Consider the following 21,553-nt stretch of genomic DNA (forward strand, 5'->3'; position numbering starts at 1 on the left):
AGCGACAAATTTGTGTCGGTTGTTTAAAATAACAGTTCAAAATACTCTTCGGTATCATAGTACAGATAAATGAAAATGTAAAGCAGTCATGGAAAAAATACGTAGGGAAAGGAAAGGTTGATATGAAAAAAGAAGCTGTGATCTTTCTTGCAGAAGGATTTGAAGAAGTGGAAGCACTGGCAGTTGTGGATGTACTGCGCAGGGCGGGAGCCGTTGTTCGTATGGTATCAGTCAGCGGCAAGAAGTATGTGGCAGGTTCTCATCAAATTTGCGTGCAGGCAGATGAAGTGTTTGGAGAAAAGACTTATGAGGAGGCAGATGTGGTGATTCTTCCGGGAGGCATGCCGGGAACACTCCATTTGAAAGCACATGAAGGAGTAAGAAGTGTTGTAAAAAGGGCAGCCAAAGAAAAGGTTGTGGCTGCAATCTGCGCGGCTCCTACCGTGCTTGCGGATATGGGGCTGTTGGAAGGAAAAGAGGCAACCTGCTATCCGGGGATGGAAAAAGACATGTGCAAGGCTGTCTGCCGGGAGGAGAAGGTAGTACAGTCGGGAAACATCATTACCGGAAGAGGGCTGGGCACTGCAATTGATTTTGCGTTGAGGTTGACAGAAGTATTGTTTGGCAGAGAACAGGAAGAGAAAGTCAGAGAGACTATCGTATATTCTGCGCAGGAATAAAACAAAATGGAAATGAGGTATCTATGCGGAAACAGAAAAGGATCATGATATGTTTTTGTCTGCTGCTCGGCATGAGTTTGGTCGGCTGTGGAGTATTGAAAGGATTTGATGCAGAAGCCTATACGGAGGCAGTTTTAAAGCAGCGGCTTTCGGGGGATACAAAAGCAATTGCCAGACTTACCGAGGAGATGTCAGAAGAAGAACTGACCGCACAGTACGAGAAAGAAGTGCAGACGTTTGTTGCGGGATATATCACAAAGGATGTGTCGATGGGAGAAGAATTGACAGAAAAATATACGGCATTGTGTTCCGAAATTTTTAAAAGTCTGAAGTATGAAACGGCGAAAGCCGAAAAGAAGGATAAGAATACTTATGATGTGAATGTGTATATTTATCCGACGGATATATTTGTGACTTTTTCAGAAAAATTAAAACATCCTGCAGATGAAATGATCCAGAAGGCAGAAAATGGTGAGTATAAAGGTACTGAGGAAGAAATCAAGACCCAAATGCAAAGCGAGTTTTTAGAATATTCCTATACGCTCTTAGAAGAGAGTTTCGAGGGAGCGCAAAATGGCAAAAAAGAAACGGTAGTGTTGACGATCAGCAATAAGGAGAAAAAGGGATTTGCAGTTGAAGAAGAAAGCTTTTCAAACTTTCTTACAGCAATACTCAGACTTGATGAAGTGAAATGACCTGGCAGGGAAATGCAAAATAATTTGAAATACACACTAGTAATTTCAGATACTTTATGCTATAATTTTTTAGTGACTCTGAGTAGGAGTAATTATACGAAGTGAAAAACAAAAGTTACCATATATAAGGAGGAAACTGTAAATGAGTTTACAAGTAGAAAATTTAGAAAAGAACATGGCGAAGCTTACAATCGAAGTGTCCGCTGAAGAATTAGAAAAAGCAATCCAGGGTGCATACTTAAAACAGAAAAATAAAATCAGCGTACCAGGATTCCGTAAAGGAAAAGTTCCGCGTCAGATGATCGAGAAAATGTATGGAGCAGAGATTTTCTATGATGATGCTGCAAACGCACTCATTCCGGAAGCATATTCCAATGCTTATGATGAAAGTGGATTAGAGATCGTTTCTCAGCCAAAAGTAGAAGTAGTTCAGTTAGAAAAAGGAAAACCATTTATTTTCACAGCAGAAGTTGCAGTAAAACCGGAAGTAACTCTCGGTGAGTACAAAGGTCTTGAAGTAGACAAAGTTTCTAACAGAGTAACTGCAAAAGAAGTTGAAGAAGAGATCAAAAAAGAACAGGAAAAGAATGCAAGAACAATTGAAGTAGAAGACCGTGCAGTACAGGACGGAGATGAAGTTGTATTAGACTTCGAAGGATTTGTTGATGGTGTTGCATTTGAAGGTGGAAAAGGAGAAAACTATCCGTTAACAATCGGATCAGGATCTTTCATCCCAGGATTTGAAGAGCAGTTAGTAGGTGCTGAAAAAGAAAAAGAAGTAGAAGTAAATGTGACATTCCCAGAAGAATATCATGCAGAAGAATTAGCAGGAAAACCGGCAGTGTTCAAGTGTACAGTACACGAGATCAAAGCAAAAGAACTTCCGGAATTAGATGATGAATTCGCAGCAGAGGTTTCTGAATTTGATACATTAGACGCTTACAAAGCAGATGTGAAAGCAAAGATCAAAGAGAGAAAGAACACAGAAGGAAGAAGAAAGAAAGAAGATCAGGCAGTAGAAAAAGCAGTTGCAAACGCTACAATGGAGATTCCGGATGCGATGATCGACACTGAGGTAAGACAGATGGCAAATGATTTCTCACAGAGAATCATGCAGCAAGGACTTACTATGGAACAGTACTTCCAGTTCACAGGAATGACAGCAGAGAAGATGCTCGAAGAACTTCGTCCACAGGCTGTAAAACGTATTGAGACAAGATTAGTTCTGGAAGCAATCGCAAAAGCTGAGAACATTGAGATCAGCGATGAAAAATTAGATGAAGAATTAGCTAAAATGGCAGAAGCTTACAAGATGGAAGTAGAAAAACTGAAAGAATTCATGGGAGAAGCTGAGAAGAAACAGATGAAAGCTGATATGGCAGTTCAGGAAGCTGTTACATTCTTAGTAGAATCGGCAGTAGAAGCTTAGTTCATTTTGGCATTGCAAAAAAAATAGGAGGGATATACATGAGCTTAGTACCTTATGTCATTGAACAAACAAGCCGTGGAGAACGCTCTTACGACATTTATTCAAGACTATTAAAAGACAGAATTATTTTTCTCGGAGAAGAAGTAAACGATGTGTCTGCAAGTGTGATCGTTGCCCAGTTATTATTTTTAGAGGCAGAGGATCCAGAGAAAGACATCCATCTTTACATCAACAGTCCGGGTGGCTCGGTAACGGCAGGAATGGCAATCTATGATACAATGCAGTTTATCAAATGTGACGTATCGACAACATGTATTGGTATGGCGGCAAGTATGGGAGCCTTCTTATTAGCCGGAGGAGCAAAAGGAAAAAGATACGCTCTTCCGAATGCGGAGATCATGATCCACCAGCCGTCAGGCGGTGCACAGGGACAGGCAACAGATATTAAGATCGTAGCTGACCATATCTTAAAGACCCGCACAAAATTAAATAAAATTTTAGCAGAAAATACTGGTCAGGATTTATCTGTGATCGAAGTAGACACAGAGAGAGATAACTATATGTCTGCTGAGGAAGCAAAGGCATATGGGCTGATTGACGAAGTAATTATTAAGCATTAGACTAAGGAGGGGTTGTTCCGGGTGGGCATCCCCTTTCCGTGTAAAAATGAGGTGAGCATATGGCAGGAAAAATGAGCGATGATCTGATAAGATGTTCGTTCTGCAACAAGACACAGGCGCAGGTGCGCAAGCTGATTGCAGGCCCGAACGGGGCATATATCTGTGACGAGTGTATTGATGTATGTGCAGAAATTATAGAAGAAGAATTTGCTTACGAGGACGAGAGTAAATTTAGCGGAATCAATCTGTTAAAGCCGGAAGAGATCAAAGCATTTTTAGATGATTATGTAATCGGACAGGACGAAGCAAAAAAAGTGTTAGCAGTTTCCGTGTACAATCATTACAAAAGAATTATGGCAGAGAAAGACCTGGGAGTGGAGCTGCAGAAGAGTAATATTCTGATGTTAGGACCAACCGGGTGTGGAAAGACATTTCTCGCACAGACGCTTGCAAAGATTCTGAATGTACCGTTTGCGATTGCAGATGCGACTGCGTTGACAGAAGCAGGATATGTAGGAGAAGATGTGGAAAACATTCTTCTGAAGATCATTCAGGCGGCAGATGGAGATATTGAGCGCGCAGAGTATGGAATTATCTATATCGATGAGATTGATAAGATCACGAGAAAATCAGAAAATCCATCGATTACAAGAGACGTATCAGGTGAGGGAGTGCAGCAGGCGCTCTTAAAAATCCTTGAGGGAACGGTTGCCTCTGTTCCGCCACAGGGAGGAAGAAAACATCCTCACCAAGAACTGATCCCAATCGATACGACAAATATTCTGTTTATTTGCGGAGGAGCTTTTGAGGGCATTGAGAAGATCATAGAGTCTCGCGTGGATAAGAAATCAATCGGGTTCAATTCTAAGATGACAGGTGCCAATGAGCATGATAAAGACAAGCTGTTAAGTCAGGTGCTTCCGCAGGATCTTGTGAAATTTGGATTGATTCCAGAACTTGTAGGGCGAGTTCCGGTGACGGTAACTTTAGAACAGCTTGACGAAGATGCGCTGATCCGCATTTTGACGGAGCCAAAGAGTGCGATCGTCAAACAGTATCAGAAGTTGCTAGAACTTGATGGTGTAGATCTTCAATTTGATGAAGATGCACTGAAAGAGATTGCGAAGATTTCTCTTTCTAGAAAGACTGGTGCGAGAGGCCTTCGTGCAATTCTGGAAAATGTCATGATGGACACAATGTTTAAAGTGCCATCAGATGATAAGATCAAGACATGCAGAATTACAGAAAATGTAGTAAAAGGACTGGAAGATCCAGAATATGGATATGAGCGTGTACTTCTTCCAAAGAGGGAGAAAGTGGCATCAGAAAGTGCATAGAAAAGAGAAAGGGACGGGGGAAGCGGATTCTCCTGTCCTGTTTTATAATAGATAACATTTGGAGGAAATATGGAGAAAATACTGGAAAGCCTGCCGATGATTCCGCTTCGCGGCATGACGATCCTTCCAGAGATGGTCGTACATTTTGATATCAGCAGGAAAAAATCGATCGAAGCCGTGCAGGAAGCGATGGTGGGAGATCAGAGAATATTTTTAGTGACACAGCGGGAAGTGGAAACCGAAGAGCCACAGCAAAAAGAATTGTTTGAGATCGGGACGATTGGTACAATCAAGCAAGTGATCAAGCTTCCGAAAAAGATTTTGAGGATTCTTGTAGTAGGAGAAGAGCGGGCAATGCTTCGCAATATTGAGTGCGGGGAGCCATACATGAGGGCGCTTGTGGAAGTAGAGCGTGAAGAAAAAAAAGAGTTGCCAGAGGAGGAAGGAATCCAGGAACAGGATCCGCAGACAGAAGCACTTGTGAGAAATCTGAAAGAAATGTTTGCAGAATTAGGGGTGAAAAGTCCGAAAGTCAGCAAAGAGACCGTTGCACAGATTCTTGATATTGACGATCCCAAAAAGCTGATCAGACAGATTTGTGCAAATATTCCGCTTCCTTATCGGGAACTTCAGGAACTATTGAATGAAGGAGATCCATGGAAACTTTACGAGCTGCTTAGTTTTAAGTTGGTCAATGAACTTCAGATTATGAATATTAAGGAAGAACTTCAGGTCAAAGTCAAAGAGCGTGTCGATAAGCACCAGAGAGAGTATATTTTAAGAGAACAGTTAAAGCTGATCCGGGAAGAACTCGGTGATGATACGACAATGAGTGATGCTGAAGAATTCGAGGCTGCGACAAAGAAACTGGAAGCATCCAAAGAAGTCAAAGAGAAGCTGATGAAAGAAATCAAGCGTTTTAAAAATTCTATGGGAAGTGCGGCAGAGACCTCGGTCATCCGAACTTATATTGAGACTATGCTGGAGATGCCGTGGGATAAGAAGAAAGAAGAAAGTTATGACTTAAGCTACGCAAAAGAGGTTCTGGAAAAAGAACATTATGGATTGGAGGAAGTCAAAGAGCGTGTGTTGGAATATCTTGCAGTCCGTACACTCACACAGAAAGGGAACACACCGATTCTGTGTCTGATAGGACCTCCGGGAACTGGAAAAACTTCCATTGCACGGTCGCTTGCAAAAGCTCTCCACAAACCATATGTGAGAATTTCGCTCGGCGGCGTCAAAGATGAGGCGGAAATCAGGGGACATAGGAAGACGTATGTCGGTGCAATGCCAGGAAGAATTGCAAATGGGTTGAAGACAGCAGGAGTCAAAAATCCGTTGATGCTGTTAGATGAGATAGACAAAGCAAGTTCCGACTATAAGGGGGATACTTTCTCAGCACTTTTGGAAGTGCTTGACAGTGAGCAGAATTATAAGTTCCGGGATCATTATCTTGAAGTTCCAGTGGATCTTTCGGAAGTATTGTTTGTCACAACTGCAAATTCACTCCAAACTATTCCGAGACCGCTGTTAGACCGTATGGAGATCATTGAGATCAGCAGTTACACAGAAAATGAAAAAGAGCATATTGCAGACAGACACTTGATTCCGAAACAATTGGAACGTCATGGATTATCCGAGGAACAACTTCAGATCAGTAAGAATGCCGTAGGAAAGATGATCCGTTCTTACACGAAAGAAGCAGGGGTGCGCCAATTGGAGCGAAAGATTGGGGCTATTTGCAGGAAATCTGCAAAAGAGATTCTTGAGAAGGACAGAAAGAAAATCCGGGTGACGGAGAAGAATATTGAAAAGTATCTTGGAAAAGAAATCTTCACGTATGAGATGGCAAATGAAACAGACGAAGTCGGAATTGTGCGCGGGCTGGCATGGACAAGTGTCGGAGGGGATACACTTCAGATTGAAGTGAATCTGATGCCGGGAAAAGGGGAATTACTTTTAACCGGACAGCTTGGGGATGTCATGAAAGAGTCGGCGATGGCCGGGATCAGCTATATTCGCTCGATCAGTGAAAAATATGGAATTGAGGCAGATTATTTTGAAAAACATGATTTCCATGTACATATTCCGGAGGGGGCTGTTCCAAAAGACGGACCATCTGCCGGAATCACGATGGCGACGGCAATCTTTTCGGCAATTCTGAATCGAAAAGTGCGCGCAGATGTTGCGATGACAGGAGAGATCACACTGCGTGGAAGAGTGCTTCCGATTGGAGGACTGAAAGAAAAATTGTTGGCGGCCAAGAATGCCGGGATCAAGAAGGTGCTGATCCCAGCAAGGAACAAAAGAGATGTGGAAGAACTTTCAACAGAGATTACAAAAGGACTGGAAATCATTCCGGTAGAACAAATGGAAGAAGTGTTAGAACATGCATTTGTTCGGGAATAGGAAGGAAAGGAAAAATTATGATTATCAGAAATATTAATTTAGAGACTGTCTGCGGGATCACAAGTAAGCTGCCGGAAAATGATAAGCCGGAGATTGCGTTTGCAGGGAAATCAAATGTGGGGAAATCTTCGTTGATCAATGCGCTGATGAACCGCAAATCCTATGCAAGAATTTCAGCCACACCAGGAAAGACGCAGACAATTAATTTTTATAATATCAATGAAGAGATGTACCTTGTGGATCTCCCGGGATATGGATATGCAAAAGTGTCGGAGAAAGAGAAAATCCAGTGGGGAAAATTGATTGAAAAATATCTGCATACATCAAAACAGTTACGGGCAGTGTTTCTTCTGATCGACATCCGGCATGAACCATCGGCTAATGATAAGATGATGTATCAGTGGATCGTGGATCAAGGATATAATCCGATTATTATTGCGACAAAATTAGATAAAATCAAGCGCAGCCAGGTGCAAAAACATGTTAAAATGATAAAAGAAGGTCTGCAGCTTGTGCCGGGAACGACAGTTATTCCATTCTCTTCGGAGACAAAACAGGGAAGAGATGAGATTTGGGACCTGGTCGAGCGAGAATTTCTAAATGACGAAGAGAGATTACAGGAAACTGAAAACTAAGAAGCAAAGAAAGCTTACTGATTCATAAAAAAGAGGTGGAGCATATGGAAGACAGAAGACCTTACTGGAAAGTGGCGGCAAGTCTTTTGGTCAGTCTGATTGGAACAGTCGTGTTTGTGGTGGTAGGATTTCAACTGATGAGGTATTTTATGCCATTCGTGATTGGGTGGGTAATCGCAATGATTGCCAATCCGGTCGTGCGATGGCTGGAAAAGCGGTTGAAGATCGTAAGAAAGCTGGGATCAGCGATTATTATTGTAATGGTGCTCGGTCTGATTGTGACAGGACTTTACTTTGGATTCAGCAAGGCGTTTACGGAAATCAAAATTTTTATTGACAATTTTCCGGAGATGTATCAGCAGTTCGAGGAAGATTTTCGACAGATCGGAAGAGAATTCCAGGGGATTTTTCATTTGTTGCCAGCAGAACTGCAGGTGGGCTGGGATGAGATGGTCAACAATATGGATCAGGGAATGGCAGATTTGATCACGGGGATCAGCGAGCCGACAGTGACTGCAGCAGGAAACTTTGCAAAGCGTCTTCCATCTATTTTGATTGCAGTAATCGTGACGGTCATTTCTGCTTACATTTTTATTGCGGAACGTGACGAGATCATTGTGTGGAGCAAGAAGATCGCTCCAAGTGCAGTTCAGAAAAAAATGACGATGGTTGTGGACAATTTTAAATGTGCAGTGGGGGGATATTTTAAAGCGCAGTTTAAGATTATGATCGTTGTTGCACTGATCTTGAGTTTGGGCCTGGCATTCCTAAAAGTCAAGTATGTGTTACTCTGTGCAATTTTGATTGCACTGCTTGATTTCCTTCCATTTTTTGGAACCGGGACAGCAATGATACCGTGGGCTGTATTCGAGTTTCTGACAGGGGACTATAAACTTGCAATCGGTCTGATTATTTTATATGCTACCACACAGCTTGTAAGACAGCTGATTCAGCCTAAGCTTGTGGCAGATAGCATGGGACTGACGCCGCTTGTGACATTGGTTCTGCTTTATGTTGGTTACAAGATGGGAAGTGTATTTGGCATGATACTGGCAGTTCCGGCAGGAATGATCGTTATTAATATGTACAAAGCAGGAGCCTTTGATTATATTTTAGATGATGTGAAAATATTGCTCAAAGGGATTCAAAAGCTCAGAGAGCCTTAAGGGAAACCAATCCGACCGGACGTGTCTGGGAAAGATGGGAATTAGAAAAGGCGATGGAGATTTATAAAGAGAATGACGTCTATGTGATTTCCGATGAAATCTGGTCTGATCTTGTTCTCTATGGAAATCAGCATATTCCGACACAGTCTGTATCTGAAGACGCGAAAAATCGTACAGTAGCTCTGTATGCTCCGTCTAAGACATTTAATCTTGCGGGAATGGTAGGAAGTTACCATATTATCTATAACAAATATATCCGCGAGCGTGTGGAAAAAGAATCTTCCTTATGCCATTACAATTCGATCAACCTCTTATCGATGTATGCGCTGATGGGAGCTTATTGTGAAGAGGGTGCAGAGTGGACAAATGAGCTTCGCGAGGTGCTTGGTGAAAATGTAACATACGCATGTGATTTTATTGAAGCACATTTCCCTGGGGTAAAAGTGTCAAGACCGCAGGGAACGTATATGCTGTTTTTAGATTGTACGGAGTGGTGTAAGGAACATGGAACTACGATCGATGAAGTGCAGACCAAAGGATATGAAGTAGGTGTTGTCTGGCAGGATGGGCGTGCATTCCACGGTCCATGTGCAATTCGTATGAATTTGGCACTTCCATTTAGCCGGGTAAAAGAGGCATTTGACAGATTTGCAGAGCATGTATTTTGTTAAGATAGAAGCGGTGATAGTTTAGATTTCCTGCTAGTTTGCAGAAAGGAAATGCGACCGTAGAGGAAATTGGGATATGGATCTGTAACAGAATATTCGATTTGAAAGAAAAGGACTGCGACCTATCAGGGGGGAATGAGGAACCCAGATAGGTGTGGTCCTTTTGTTATAGGAGTGTTTCTAAAATAAAGGGAAAAGTTAACCGAGTGCTACATCCAGAATCATCATGACACAGAAGCCGACTGCAAATCCGATTGTGGCAATGTTGGAATGTGTTCCTTCACTTGCCTCAGGGATGATCTCTTCTACGATTACATAAATCATAGCTCCTGCCGCAAAACTTAGCAGGTATGGAAGGAGTGGAATCAGAAAATCGGAGAGCAGGATTACTGCGATTGCCCCAAACGGTTCCACCAGACCGGAAAGCGTACCGTAGAGAAATGATTTTCTGCGGCTGATTCCTTCTGATTTCAGTGGCATGGAGATGATTGCCCCTTCTGGGAAATTCTGAATCGCAATCCCGACAGAGAGAGCAAAAGCAGAGGCAAGAGTTACCTCTGTACCGGCATTTTTCAGTCCGGCAAATACGGCACCGACTGCCATCCCTTCCGGCAGATTGTGGATTGCGACTGCAAGAATCATCATAGTTGTTTTTTGAAGACTGCTCTTTGGTCCTTCCGGTTGCGTTTGATTGAGGTGTAGATGTGGAATCAGGCGGTCAAAGAGAAGCAGGAGCAAGATGCCGATCAGAAGACCGGATATTGCTGGGAGGAAGCTGAACTTTCCCATGCCTCTTTCGGTAGACAGATCCATTGCGGGAATCAGCAGAGACCAGACGGATGCGGCCATCATCACCCCGGAAGAAAATCCGAGCAAAGCCTTCTGCAAAAGAGGATGGATTTTGTCTTTCATAAAAAACACCATAGCTGCGCCGAGGGTAGTTCCGACAAATGGGATGGAAACCCCTGCAATTGTATTAAAATCTAACATAGAACCTCCTTGTACTTTTTGATAAAAATGAAATGTTTAATGGAAAAAATTATATTGTTATCATATTGTGAAGTGTGAAAAATGTCAATGGCAATGGAAAAAGAAGAAACAGAACAAACATTCGATTTCTTCTGTACTTTTATTTTATATTCTGATATAATAGCGTAAAAGAAAGAAGATAATAGTATTACGAAGAATCCGGTTATTCGAAAAATTTGAATGACGGTGAGAACATAAAGGAGAAATAATGGATCATTTTGAATTAGTATCAGAATATGCCCCAACCGGTGACCAGCCACAAGCCATCGAGCAGCTTGTCAAAGGTTTTCAGGAAGGAAACCAATGCCAGACGCTTCTTGGAGTTACCGGTTCGGGGAAGACATTCACAATGGCGAATGTCATTCAACAATTAAACAAACCAACATTAATTATCGCCCACAATAAAACTTTGGCTGCTCAGTTATACGGCGAATTTAAAGAGTTCTTTCCTAATAATGCGGTAGAATATTTTGTATCCTACTATGACTACTACCAACCAGAAGCCTATGTCCCATCTTCGGATACCTACATTGCAAAGGATTCTGCCATCAATGATGAGATTGATAAGCTTCGACACTCTGCGACAGCTGCACTGTCGGAGCGAAGAGATGTGATTATTGTGGCGAGTGTATCTTGCATCTATGGACTGGGTTCACCGATTGATTATCAGGAGATGGTGATCTCGCTGAGGCCAGGTATGATCAAGGACCGAGATGAGGTCATTGCAAAGTTGATTGAGATTCAATACGATAGAAATGATATGGATTTTAAGCGTGGAACCTTCCGTGTAAGAGGCGATGTACTGGAAATCTTTCCGGCAATCTCGGAAGATTATGCAATCCGAGCAGAGTTTTTTGGAGATGAGATTGAACGGATCACGGAGATTGATCTTCTGACAGGAGAGATTAAGAGCGAACTGAGCCATGTTGCAATTTTTCCGGCATCACACTACGTCGTATCGAAGGAGAGCATTGACCGGGCAACGAAGGCAATCGAGGAAGAACTGGAGGAGCAGGTTCGGTACTTTAAGAGTGAGGACAAGCTGCTGGAGGCACAGAGAATCGCAGAACGGACGAATTTTGATATCGAGATGATGAGAGAAACTGGGTTCTGTTCGGGAATTGAGAATTATTCCAGACACCTGACGGGATTAAAACCGGGAGAAGCGCCACACACATTGATTGATTATTTTCCGGATGATTTCATCATTATGATCGATGAGTCACATAAGACAATTCCGCAGATTGGGGGAATGTATGCGGGGGACCGCTCCCGCAAGAAGACTTTGGTGGACTATGGGTTTAGGCTTCCTTCGGCGTTGGATAACCGACCGCTGAATTTTGAAGAATTTGAAAGTAAGGTCAATCAAATGCTGTTTGTCTCTGCTACGCCGGGAGAGTATGAGGAACGCAATGAACTTCTGCGGGCAGAGCAGGTAATCCGTCCGACAGGACTTCTTGATCCGGAGGTGGAAGTACGTCCGGTGGAAGGGCAGATAGACGATCTTGTTGGCGAAGTGAATAAAGAGATTGCGAAGAAAAATAAGGTGCTGATCACAACGCTGACGAAGCGTATGGCAGAGGATCTTACGGATTATATGCGAGAACTTGGAATCCGGGTGAAATACCTTCATTCGGATATCGATACCTTGGAGCGGACAGAGATCATCCGCGATATGCGTATGGATGTGTTCGATGTTCTTGTGGGAATCAACCTTTTGCGAGAAGGGTTGGATATTCCGGAGATCACACTTGTTGCGATTCTCGATGCAGACAAGGAAGGATTCCTTCGTTCGGAGACATCGCTGATCCAGACGATCGGTCGAGCTGCAAGAAATGCAGAGGGTCATGTGATCATGTACGCGGATACGATGACAGATTCTATGAAGGCTGCCATTGAAGAGACAAAGCGAAGACGTCAGGTACAGATGGAATACAATGAGAAGCATGGAATTACGCCGAAGACAATACACAAATCCGTACGGGATCTGATCAGTATTTCAAAAAAGGTGTCTTCCGAGGAGATGAAGCTAGAAAAAGATCCGGAATCTATGAGTGAAAAGGAATTACAGGCTGCAATTAAGGATATTAATAAGAAGATGAAAAAAGCCGCAGCAGAACTGAATTTTGAGGTGGCAGCAGAACTAAGAGATCAGCTGATAGAATTTAAGAAAAAGCTGTTGGAGATAGAGGAATCATAAGGACAAAGAAAAGAAGAGGTAAGAAATGGCACGCAAAGCAGAAAAGAAGCAGTATATTAAGATTAGAGGTGCAAACGAACACAATCTGAAAAATATTGATGTGGATATTCCGAGAAATGAGCTTGTAGTATTGACAGGATTGAGTGGTTCTGGAAAGTCTTCTCTGGCATTTGATACGATTTATGCAGAGGGACAGAGAAGGTATATGGAGTCATTATCCTCCTACGCGAGACAGTTTCTAGGACAGATGGAGAAGCCGGATGTAGAGAGTATCGAAGGCCTTTCCCCGGCGATTTCGATCGATCAGAAATCTACGAATCGAAATCCGAGGTCGACAGTTGGAACGGTGACGGAGATTTATGATTATTTTCGATTACTGTATGCGAGGATTGGTATCCCACATTGTCCAAAGTGTGGAAAAGAGATTAAAAAGCAGACAGTGGATCAGATGACAGATCAGATTATGGAACTGCCGGAAGGAACGAAGATTCAACTACTTGCTCCGGTAGTCAGAGGGCGCAAGGGAACTCACGCAAAACTGTTTGAGAAAGCGAAGAAGAGTGGATATGTTCGTGTGCGCGTGGATGGAAGTATGTATGAACTGACCGAGGAGATTATACTGGATAAGAATATCAAGCATAATATTGAAATTGTTGTAGATCGTCTGATCGTACGGGAAGGGATTGAAAAAAGACTGTCAGATTCGATTGAGAGTGTACTGACATTGGCGGAAGGATTGCTTCAGGTAGATGTGATCGGCGGAGAAACATTAAATTTCAGCCAGAGTTTTTCCTGTCCAGATTGTGGAATCAGTATCGAAGAGATTGAGCCGAGAAGCTTTTCTTTCAATAATCCTTTTGGAGCATGTCCGGATTGTTATGGTCTTGGATATAAGATGGAATTTGATATTGATTTGATGATCCCGGATAAAACACTCAGTATCAATGACGGAGCGATTACGGTGATCGGATGGCAGTCTTGCACAGATAAAGGGAGTTTTACAAGAGCAATCCTGGAGGCACTCTGCAAAGAGTACGGGTTTGATATGGATACGCCGTTTGAGGACTATCCGGAAGCGGTGCAGCATGTGCTGATTCATGGTACAGATGGAAGGGAAGTGAAAGTATACTATAAAGGACAGCGGGGCGAAGGTGTTTATGATGTCGCGTTTGAGGGACTGCTAAGGAATGTAGAGCGCCGATACCGGGAGACTGGCTCTGAGACGATGAAAGCAGAATATGAATCTTTTATGCGGATTACCCCGTGTCATACTTGTGGGGGACAGCGTTTGAAGAAGGATGCGCTTGCAGTGACTGTCGGCGGAATGAATATTGCGGAGGTAACCGCATTATCAATCGAAAAATTGCAAAAATTTCTTGCAGAACTCGTGTTGACAGAGACACAGGAGCTGATCGGCGGACAGATTCTAAAGGAGATCAAAGCGAGGACAAATTTTCTGATGGATGTTGGGCTGGATTACCTTACCCTTTCTCGGGCGACAGGAACACTCTCCGGCGGTGAGGCACAGAGAATCCGACTGGCGACCCAGATCGGTTCCGGACTTGTAGGTGTGGCCTACATCCTTGATGAGCCGAGCATTGGACTGCACCAGAGAGACAATGACAAGTTGTTAAAGACGTTGAAGCATTTAAGAGACCTTGGAAATACACTGATTGTTGTAGAACATGATGAAGATACGATGAAGGAAGCGGATTATATTGTCGATATCGGTCCTGGGGCAGGAGAGCACGGCGGAGAAGTTGTAGCGGCAGGCACGGCAAAAGAGATTATGAAAAATAAAAAATCTGTGACGGGCGCGTATCTGAGCGGTCGGAAGAAGATTCCGGTACCGGAAGAAAGAAGGGAGCCGAAAGGATTTCTTAAGATTCTTGGAGCAAGAGAAAACAATTTGAAAAATATTGATGTGGAGATTCCACTGGGGGTCATGACATGTGTGACAGGAGTCTCGGGATCTGGAAAGAGTTCTCTTGTGAATGAGATTTTATATAAAGCACTGGCAAAAGAACTGAACCGCGCCCGGACAATTCCTGGAAAGCATACGCGGATCGAAGGGCTGGAACAGGTAGATAAAGTAATCAATATAGACCAATCTCCAATCGGAAGGACGCCGAGATCGAATCCGGCAACTTATACGGGAGTCTTTGATCTGATCCGTGATCTGTTTGCGGCAACAGCAGACGCAAAGGCCAGAGGGTATAAGAAAGGAAGATTCAGTTTTAATGTCAAGGGAGGACGATGTGAAGCGTGCAGTGGAGATGGGATTCTGAAAATCGAGATGCACTTTTTACCGGATGTCTATGTACCATGTGAAGTTTGTCATGGAAAAAGGTATAACCGTGAGACGTTGGAGGTAAAATATAAAGGAAAAAGTATTTATGATGTACTCAATATGACTGTGGAAGAAGCACTTCATTTCTTTGAAAATGTGCCGAGCATACGCAGGAAAATGGAGACGTTGTATGATGTCGGACTGTCTTACATTCGTCTTGGACAGCCATCCACCACATTGTCGGGAGGAGAAGCGCAGAGGATCAAATTGGCGGCGGAATTGAGTAAGCGCAGCACCGGAAAAACAGTGTATATCTTGGATGAGCCGACAACTGGACTGCATTTTGCAGATGTGCATAAGCTTACAGAAATTTTGCAGAAGCTGTCTGCAGATGGAAATACAGTGGTAGTCATTGAGCATAATCTGGATGTGATTAAAACGGCTGATTATCTAATCGATATCGGTCCGGAAGGAGGAGACAAAGGAGGGACGGTGATCGCAAAAGGAACACCGGAACAGGTTGCCGCTTCCGAATGCTCTTACACCGGAAAGTATATTGCACCGCTGTTGCGGCAGGGGGAATAAACAAAAAATCAGACAGACGAAAATGAGGAAAGGGGAATCGAGATGTCGGCAGATATCGGAATTGATCTGGGAACTGCAAGCGTACTCGTGTTTATAAAAGGCAAAGGGGTTGTACTAAAGGAGCCCTCTGTCGTGGCACTTGACCGGGATACGAAAGAGATAAAAGCCATTGGAGAAGAAGCTAGACTGATGCTTGGAAGGACACCGGGGAATATCATCGCGATCAGACCTTTGGAAAAAGGTGTTGTATCAGACTATACGGTCACAGAGAAGATGATTAAATATTTTGTGCAAAAGTCGCTCGGAAGAAGGATGTTAAAGAAACCTAGAATCAGCATTTGTGTTCCGTGTCAGATCACAGAAGTGGAACAGAAGGCCGTGGAGGAGGCTGCTTATGCAGCAGGAGCAAGAGAAGTCTGTCTTGTGGAAGAACCGGTGGCGGCAGCGATCGGAGCTGGTTTGGATATTATGAAACCATTTGGCAATATGATCGTAGATATTGGCGGCGGAACAACGGATGTGGCGGTGATTTCGCTGGGGGCAGCAGTGGTCCATACTTCTGTGAAGACGGCGGGGAATGATTTTGATGAGGCAATTGCACGCTATATGAGAAAAAAGCAGAATCTGCTGGTTGGTGATCGTACAGCGGAGGAGATTAAGATCAAAGTGGGAACGGTTTATCCGCTTGAAGAGGAACTGGAGATAGAGATCAGAGGACGGAATCTTGTGACGGGATTGCCGAAAACGGTTACGGTGACTTCCTCAGAGACAGAGTCTGTTCTGAGGGAAGTGGCAGACCAAATTGTAGAGTCGGTGATACATGTACTGGAGCAGACACCACCGGAATTGTCAGCGGATATTTTGGAGCGTGGAATTATGCTGACCGGAGGAGGTGCACTTCTGCGGGGGATGGATACACTGATGGAGGAGAAGACGGGAATCCGGACGATGGCAGCAGAAGATCCGATGAAAGTTGTTGCAGTGGGAAGTGGACAATTTGCAGAAGTTACTGGGATGAGAAGAAATTCTTAGTCAGGTTTAGATTTTACAAAAAACATTGAAAATAATAGAGCATAAGCTGCCGGGAAGTAAGGAATTCGGAAGAACAGACAGAGGAAGGGAAATCCTGTGAAAAAGTTTGGATGAAAGCTTTAGTTCACGGCAGTTTTTTTCATATATTTTGTGTGATAGAAGGAGCATATGTATTTTCTGAAAAGCAATCTACAAAGGAGTTTTCATGCTTTTAAGAACATGGTACGATAAAAACAGATTTAACAGAAAAGGAAAAGAGCAGGAACATGGAGAAAATAATCGGATATGTGGAGCACATTGTGTTTCGCAATGAAGACAATGGTTATACGGTGTTTCATCTGCACAATGAAGATGGGGATCTGACTTGTGTCGGGATGTTTCATTATATTAGCGAGGGAGAGTTTCTGGAGGTATCCGGAGAATATACGAATCATGCGGTGTATGGATCACAGCTTCAAGTACAGGAGTATCGGGTAAAAGAGCCGGAAGATCTTCATTCTATAGAAGTTTATCTTGGTTCCGGAGCAATCAAGGGACTTGGAAGTGCGCTGGCAGGCAGAATTGTAAGAAAATTCAAAGGGGATACCTTCCGCATCATCGAAGAAGAGCCGGAACGTCTCGCAGAGATCAAAGGGATCAGCGAGAGAATGGCAAGAGAGATTGCAGTGCAGGTAGAAGAGAAGAAGGAAATGCGACAGGCAATGTTGTATTTGCAGAAATATGGTATTTCAACAACACTTGCGGCAAAGATTTATCAGCATTATGGACAGAGCATTTATCGCGTGGTCGAACAGAATCCGTATCAGCTGGCAGATCATGTAGAGGGGGTTGGATTTAAGACTGCCGATGAGATCGCAGCAAAGGTAGGGATCCATACAGACTCTGATTTCCGAATCCGGAGTGGTATCTTTTACACGTTGCTTCAGGCAGTTGGGGAAGGCCACGTGTACCTTCCGGAACAGACACTGCTTGCGCGAACAAGCCAACTTTTGCAGGTGAAAATTGAAGATATGGAGCGGCATCTGATGGATCTGTGTATGGAAAAGAAGATCGTCGTCAAGGAGAAGCCAGAGGGAAAGAGAGTGTATGCTTCTCATTTCTATTATCTGGAATTAAATACTGCAAAAATGTTGTACGATCTAGATATCAAAAATGAAGTGGGAGAAGATTATCTGGAAAAGCGCCTGAGCAAGATTGAGGCGTATGCAGAGTTATCTTTGGATGAATTGCAGCGGACAGCAGTAAAAGAAGCAGTAAAAAATGGTCTGCTTGTGTTGACTGGAGGGCCAGGAACTGGAAAGACAACGACAATCAATGCGATGATTCATTTTTTTGAGAGCGAAGGGCTGAATATTTATCTGGCGGCACCGACCGGACGTGCGGCAAAGAGAATGACGGAGGCGACTGGCTGCGAGGCGCAGACATTACACAGACTGCTGGAGGTCAATGGCAATCCAGAGGGGGAACAGACAGGAGGATTTGGAAGAAATGAAGAGAATCCGCTGGAGGCAGATGTGATCATCATAGATGAAATGTCAATGGTGGATCTATCTTTGTTTCATGCGCTTTTAAAGGCGGTGATGGTTGGGACTCATCTGATCCTTGTGGGGGACGTCAATCAGCTTCCATCAGTGGGACCGGGAAGTGTGTTGAAGGATATGATCAAATCAGAATGTTTTCCTGTTGTGCGGCTCAATAAGATTTTCCGCCAGGCGGGGGAAAGTGATATTGTAGTCAATGCGCATAAGATTAACAATGGAGAGCCGGTTGAACTGAAAAACAAAGGAAGAGATTTCTTTTTCCTAAAACGGCAGGATGCAAACGTGATCATCAGCATCGTCATCCAGCTTGTAAAGGAAAAAATGCCGAAGTATGTGGATGCTCCGATGCATGAGATCCAGGTGCTTACACCAATGAAAAAAGGATTGATCGGGGTAGAGCGGCTTAATGTGATCTTACAGGAATATCTGAATCCGCCGGATCGAAAGAAAGAAGAAAAAGAATATGGAAATAAGAAATTCCGGGTTGGCGACAAGGTCATGCAGATTAAGAATAATTACCAGCTGGAGTGGGAAGTCAAAACGAAATATGGGCTGACTGTGGACAAAGGAGTTGGCATTTTTAACGGAGATATGGGAATCGTCAAGAAAATCGATCATTACCAGGAACTCATGACGGTGGAGTATGAAGAAGGAAAGCAGGTAGAATATTCCTTTAAAATGCTGGAGGAGTTGGAGTTGGCGTATGCGATCACGATACATAAATCCCAGGGGAGCGAGTATCCGGCGGTTGTGATTCCGCTTCTGCCGGGACCAAGACTGCTGTATCACAGAAATTTATTATATACAGCGATTACAAGGGCAAAAAAGTGTGTTACACTGGTAGGAGATGAGCATACTTTTTATGAGATGATTGAAAATCAAAGTGAGCAAAAACGGTATACGAGTCTGGCGGAAGCGATTCGTGAGCGGTATGAAAGTATCTTGTGATACAAAGAATGAAAAAAACAGAGAAACAGAAGAACAGAGAAAGAAAAACAGCAGAAAAATGGAGAGCAAAACTTATATGGCACAGGATTTTAGAATTACTTTATCCGACCACTTGTGTGTTTTGTGGAACAGTAGCTTCTGAGGGGATTTGTGAAAGCTGCCGGAAGGAAGTAAAGATACTGCAGGAGCCTCTCTGTAAAAAATGTGGAAAACCAGTGCGCTATGAGGAGCAGGAATACTGCTATGACTGTCAGAAAATCATACATTTCTATGAGCAGGGAAGGAGTCTGTGGCTCCATAAAATGCCGGTTTCGCAATCGATTTATCAGTTTAAGTATAGAAATCGCCGCGTATTTGCACAGTACTATGCGGAACAAATGGCAGGACAGTTTGCAGATCTGTTAAGAAAATGGCAGATCGAGGTAATCATTCCTGTACCAATTCATAAAAGTAAGCGGAGAAAACGAGGATACAATCAGGCAGAAGTTTTGGCAAAAGAGCTTTCCGGACGGTTGGAGGTCCCTATGGAGGCATTTGCAGTCCGAAGAGTTCAAAAAACAAATGCATTGAAAGAGATGAATCCAAGTGAGAGAAGGAGGGCACTTTCCGGAGCCTTTGCCGTGGAGGATGACTGGAAGCCAAAGAAAAAAGTACTTCTGGTCGATGATATCTATACAACGGGAAGTACTGTGGATGAGCTTGCCCGCATATTGAAAGAAAATGGGGTACAAAAAGTATATTTTCTGACTATAAGTGTTGGACAAGGTTTCTGATTATATGCTATACTAAAAATAGTGTTTGGCTGAGGGGAAAAACAGAGACAGAGGTGACGAGATGTTAAATGAGGAACGAGTCAAGATGATGATAAAGCTGGCCTCTTATGAAGAAGGACAGGGAAAAGAAGATTTTAAAGTGAACAGCTATTATAGAAAAGATTATGTGAGTTTCCGTACAATTGTCACATTGATTTGGACGACGATTGGGTATGGATTGGCAGTCGGATTATTTTTTCTTGTGAATTTGGAGAGGATTTTTGAAGACCTGACACTTGCAAAGTTTTTTTTGCTTGGTGTGCTGGTTGTGATCGGATATATTGCAGTGCTGATCATCTATGGGATGATGGCTGGAAGTTATTACAAAAAGAAACACAATGAAGCAAAATTGAGAGTAAAGAGATATTACAGGAATTTATCGCGCCTGAGTAAGATGTATAAAAAGGAGAATATGTAGATGAATAGTTTATACGTGTGGAAAGAAGAGATGCAGAAATTATATGCGCGGTATGCAAAATATATCGATAAAGTACTTCAGCTGATTCTTGGAATTCTCGTATTTGGGATGATCAACTCTAAGCTTGGCTATATGGAACTGGCGGCATCCAAATATGTGACGGTAGGTCTGACAGTGTTCTTTACATTTTTGCCATCAGTGTATATGGCGGTGGCAGCAGCAGTTTTGATTTTGCTGCATTTGTTTTCGTTGTCAATGGCAGTGTTTGCTGTAACGGCAGCCGTGTTTTTGATGATGTTTATTTTTTATTTTCGATTCGCACCGGGGACGGCGACTATTTTGTTGCTGACACCTCTGGCATTTGTATTAAAAGTTCCGTATATTATCCCGGTTGTCTATGGATTGATCGGAACTCCGGTCTATGTTGTACCGGTTGCATGTGGGACAATTGTTTATTTTATGTTGCATTTTGTATCGTCATCAGCGACTGCATTTAAAGGCAGTGCAGGCGCAGAGGGATTGATGAATGCAGTGACAGAATTTACAAAACAGATTTTTACTAACAAAGAGATGTTGATATTTGTACTTGCATTTTCGGTGTGCCTGCTGATTGTGTATGCAATCCGCAGAAGTTCCTTTGACTATGCATGGAAAGTGGCGATCGCTGTTGGGATTATCGCCAATGTTGTGCTCGTTGTAAGCGGAGAACTTGTCTTTGATGTACATATTCCATATGGTGGTATGATCGGTGGGAATATAGTAGCAGGACTGATTGCAGTTGTGTTGGAATTTTTTGTATTTACAGTGGACTATTCCCGGACGGAACAGATTCAGTTTGAAGATGATGAGTATTATTACTACATCAAGGCAGTTCCGAAGATTTCAGTGCCGGCTCCAAGAAAGACAGTGAAAAAGATCAATGAGAGACAAGAGACAACAACACTTCCGGCGGATGAAATCAGAGGAGCAGGGGAAGTGTTTGATAGAAATGAAGAGGAGGATCAGCAGGATCTTCAGAGAATGATTGAAAAAGAATTAGAAAAATAGTCTTCAAAA

At 43.1% G+C, this 21,553-nt stretch carries 16 protein-coding genes and 1 pseudogene; 16 read left to right on the forward strand and 1 reads right to left on the reverse strand.

Translation table 11 applies throughout. The features are described from left to right. The first annotated feature begins 122 nt into the window (after nt 1-122). The 9 genes and pseudogenes from ACESPO_RS08625 to ACESPO_RS08665 form a co-directional block, all read left to right on the forward strand. Nucleotides 123-680, forward strand: coding sequence for a DJ-1 family glyoxalase III (locus ACESPO_RS08625; protein ID WP_016439402.1), 558 nt, complete (start codon nt 123-125; stop codon nt 678-680). Nucleotides 681-703: 23 nt separating this feature from the next. Continuing rightward, on the forward strand, nt 704-1,375 hold the full coding sequence (locus ACESPO_RS08630) for a hypothetical protein (RefSeq protein WP_336304674.1): 672 nt from the start codon (nt 704-706) through the stop codon (nt 1,373-1,375). A gap of 142 nt (nt 1,376-1,517) precedes the next feature. Beyond that, nucleotides 1,518-2,804: a trigger factor gene (tig, locus tag ACESPO_RS08635; protein ID WP_009262991.1), complete on the forward strand. Its 1,287-nt coding sequence runs from the start codon at nt 1,518-1,520 to the stop codon at nt 2,802-2,804. Between the two features lie 38 nt (nt 2,805-2,842). Next, nucleotides 2,843-3,424, forward strand: a complete 582-nt coding sequence (clpP, locus tag ACESPO_RS08640; protein ID WP_008976537.1) for an ATP-dependent Clp endopeptidase proteolytic subunit ClpP — start codon at nt 2,843-2,845, stop codon at nt 3,422-3,424. Between the two features lie 59 nt (nt 3,425-3,483). Beyond that, nucleotides 3,484-4,761 carry an ATP-dependent Clp protease ATP-binding subunit ClpX gene (gene clpX, locus ACESPO_RS08645; protein WP_009262990.1) on the forward strand — a complete coding sequence of 426 codons (1,278 nt, stop codon included), beginning with the start codon at nt 3,484-3,486 and terminating at the stop codon, nt 4,759-4,761. Between the two features lie 69 nt (nt 4,762-4,830). Then, on the forward strand, nt 4,831-7,173 hold the full coding sequence (lon, locus tag ACESPO_RS08650) for an endopeptidase La (protein WP_336304675.1): 2,343 nt from the start codon (nt 4,831-4,833) through the stop codon (nt 7,171-7,173). A 17-nt stretch (nt 7,174-7,190) separates the two neighbouring features. Further along, complete coding sequence (yihA, locus tag ACESPO_RS08655) at nt 7,191-7,808, forward strand: ribosome biogenesis GTP-binding protein YihA/YsxC (protein WP_120105836.1); 618 nt, start codon at nt 7,191-7,193, stop codon at nt 7,806-7,808. Nucleotides 7,809-7,852: 44 nt separating this feature from the next. Next, a complete protein-coding gene (gene ytvI / locus ACESPO_RS08660) occupies nt 7,853-8,974 on the forward strand; it encodes a sporulation integral membrane protein YtvI (RefSeq protein WP_016439399.1) in 1,122 nt (373 codons plus the stop codon). Nucleotides 8,975-8,982: 8 nt separating this feature from the next. Further along, nucleotides 8,983-9,645: pseudogene (locus ACESPO_RS08665) on the forward strand (aminotransferase class I/II-fold pyridoxal phosphate-dependent enzyme); the annotation flags it as partial. Nucleotides 9,646-9,840: 195 nt separating this feature from the next. On the opposite strand, the gene ACESPO_RS08670 reads toward ACESPO_RS08665, so the two are convergent. Further along, a complete protein-coding gene (locus ACESPO_RS08670) occupies nt 9,841-10,632 on the reverse strand; it encodes a ZIP family metal transporter (protein WP_008976529.1) in 792 nt (263 codons plus the stop codon). 247 nt (nt 10,633-10,879) lie between these two features. Between ACESPO_RS08670 and uvrB the strand changes: the two genes are divergently transcribed. From uvrB to ACESPO_RS08705, 7 genes are all read left to right on the forward strand, one after another. After that, nucleotides 10,880-12,871 (forward strand): excinuclease ABC subunit UvrB, encoded by a 1,992-nt coding sequence (gene uvrB, locus ACESPO_RS08675; RefSeq protein WP_336304676.1) that lies wholly within the window; start codon nt 10,880-10,882, stop codon nt 12,869-12,871. Nucleotides 12,872-12,896: 25 nt separating this feature from the next. Further along, entirely contained in the window at nt 12,897-15,746 is a 2,850-nt protein-coding gene (uvrA, locus tag ACESPO_RS08680) for an excinuclease ABC subunit UvrA (protein WP_499788687.1), read from the forward strand. A 42-nt stretch (nt 15,747-15,788) separates the two neighbouring features. Further along, nucleotides 15,789-16,778: a rod shape-determining protein gene (locus ACESPO_RS08685; RefSeq protein WP_009262984.1), complete on the forward strand. Its 990-nt coding sequence runs from the start codon at nt 15,789-15,791 to the stop codon at nt 16,776-16,778. 266 nt (nt 16,779-17,044) lie between these two features. Next, the gene (gene recD2, locus ACESPO_RS08690) at nt 17,045-19,267 is read left to right on the forward strand and encodes an SF1B family DNA helicase RecD2 (RefSeq protein ID WP_009262983.1); all 2,223 of its coding nucleotides are present in this window, start codon (nt 17,045-17,047) and stop codon (nt 19,265-19,267) included. Then, nucleotides 19,264-20,040: a ComF family protein gene (locus ACESPO_RS08695; RefSeq protein WP_009262982.1), complete on the forward strand. Its 777-nt coding sequence runs from the start codon at nt 19,264-19,266 to the stop codon at nt 20,038-20,040. Before recD2 ends, ACESPO_RS08695 begins: the two co-directional genes overlap by 4 nt. 61 nt (nt 20,041-20,101) lie before the next feature. Next, complete coding sequence (locus ACESPO_RS08700; protein WP_009262981.1) at nt 20,102-20,497, forward strand: hypothetical protein; 396 nt, start codon at nt 20,102-20,104, stop codon at nt 20,495-20,497. After that, nucleotides 20,498-21,544: a hypothetical protein gene (locus ACESPO_RS08705; protein WP_336304677.1), complete on the forward strand. Its 1,047-nt coding sequence runs from the start codon at nt 20,498-20,500 to the stop codon at nt 21,542-21,544. It begins immediately after the preceding gene. The last annotated feature ends 9 nt before the right edge of the window (nt 21,545-21,553 follow it).

Origin of the sequence: Coprococcus sp. HPP0074 (assembly GCF_964238105.1) — a bacterium.
In the GTDB taxonomy this organism is placed as follows: domain Bacteria; phylum Bacillota; class Clostridia; order Lachnospirales; family Lachnospiraceae; genus Faecalimonas; species Faecalimonas umbilicata.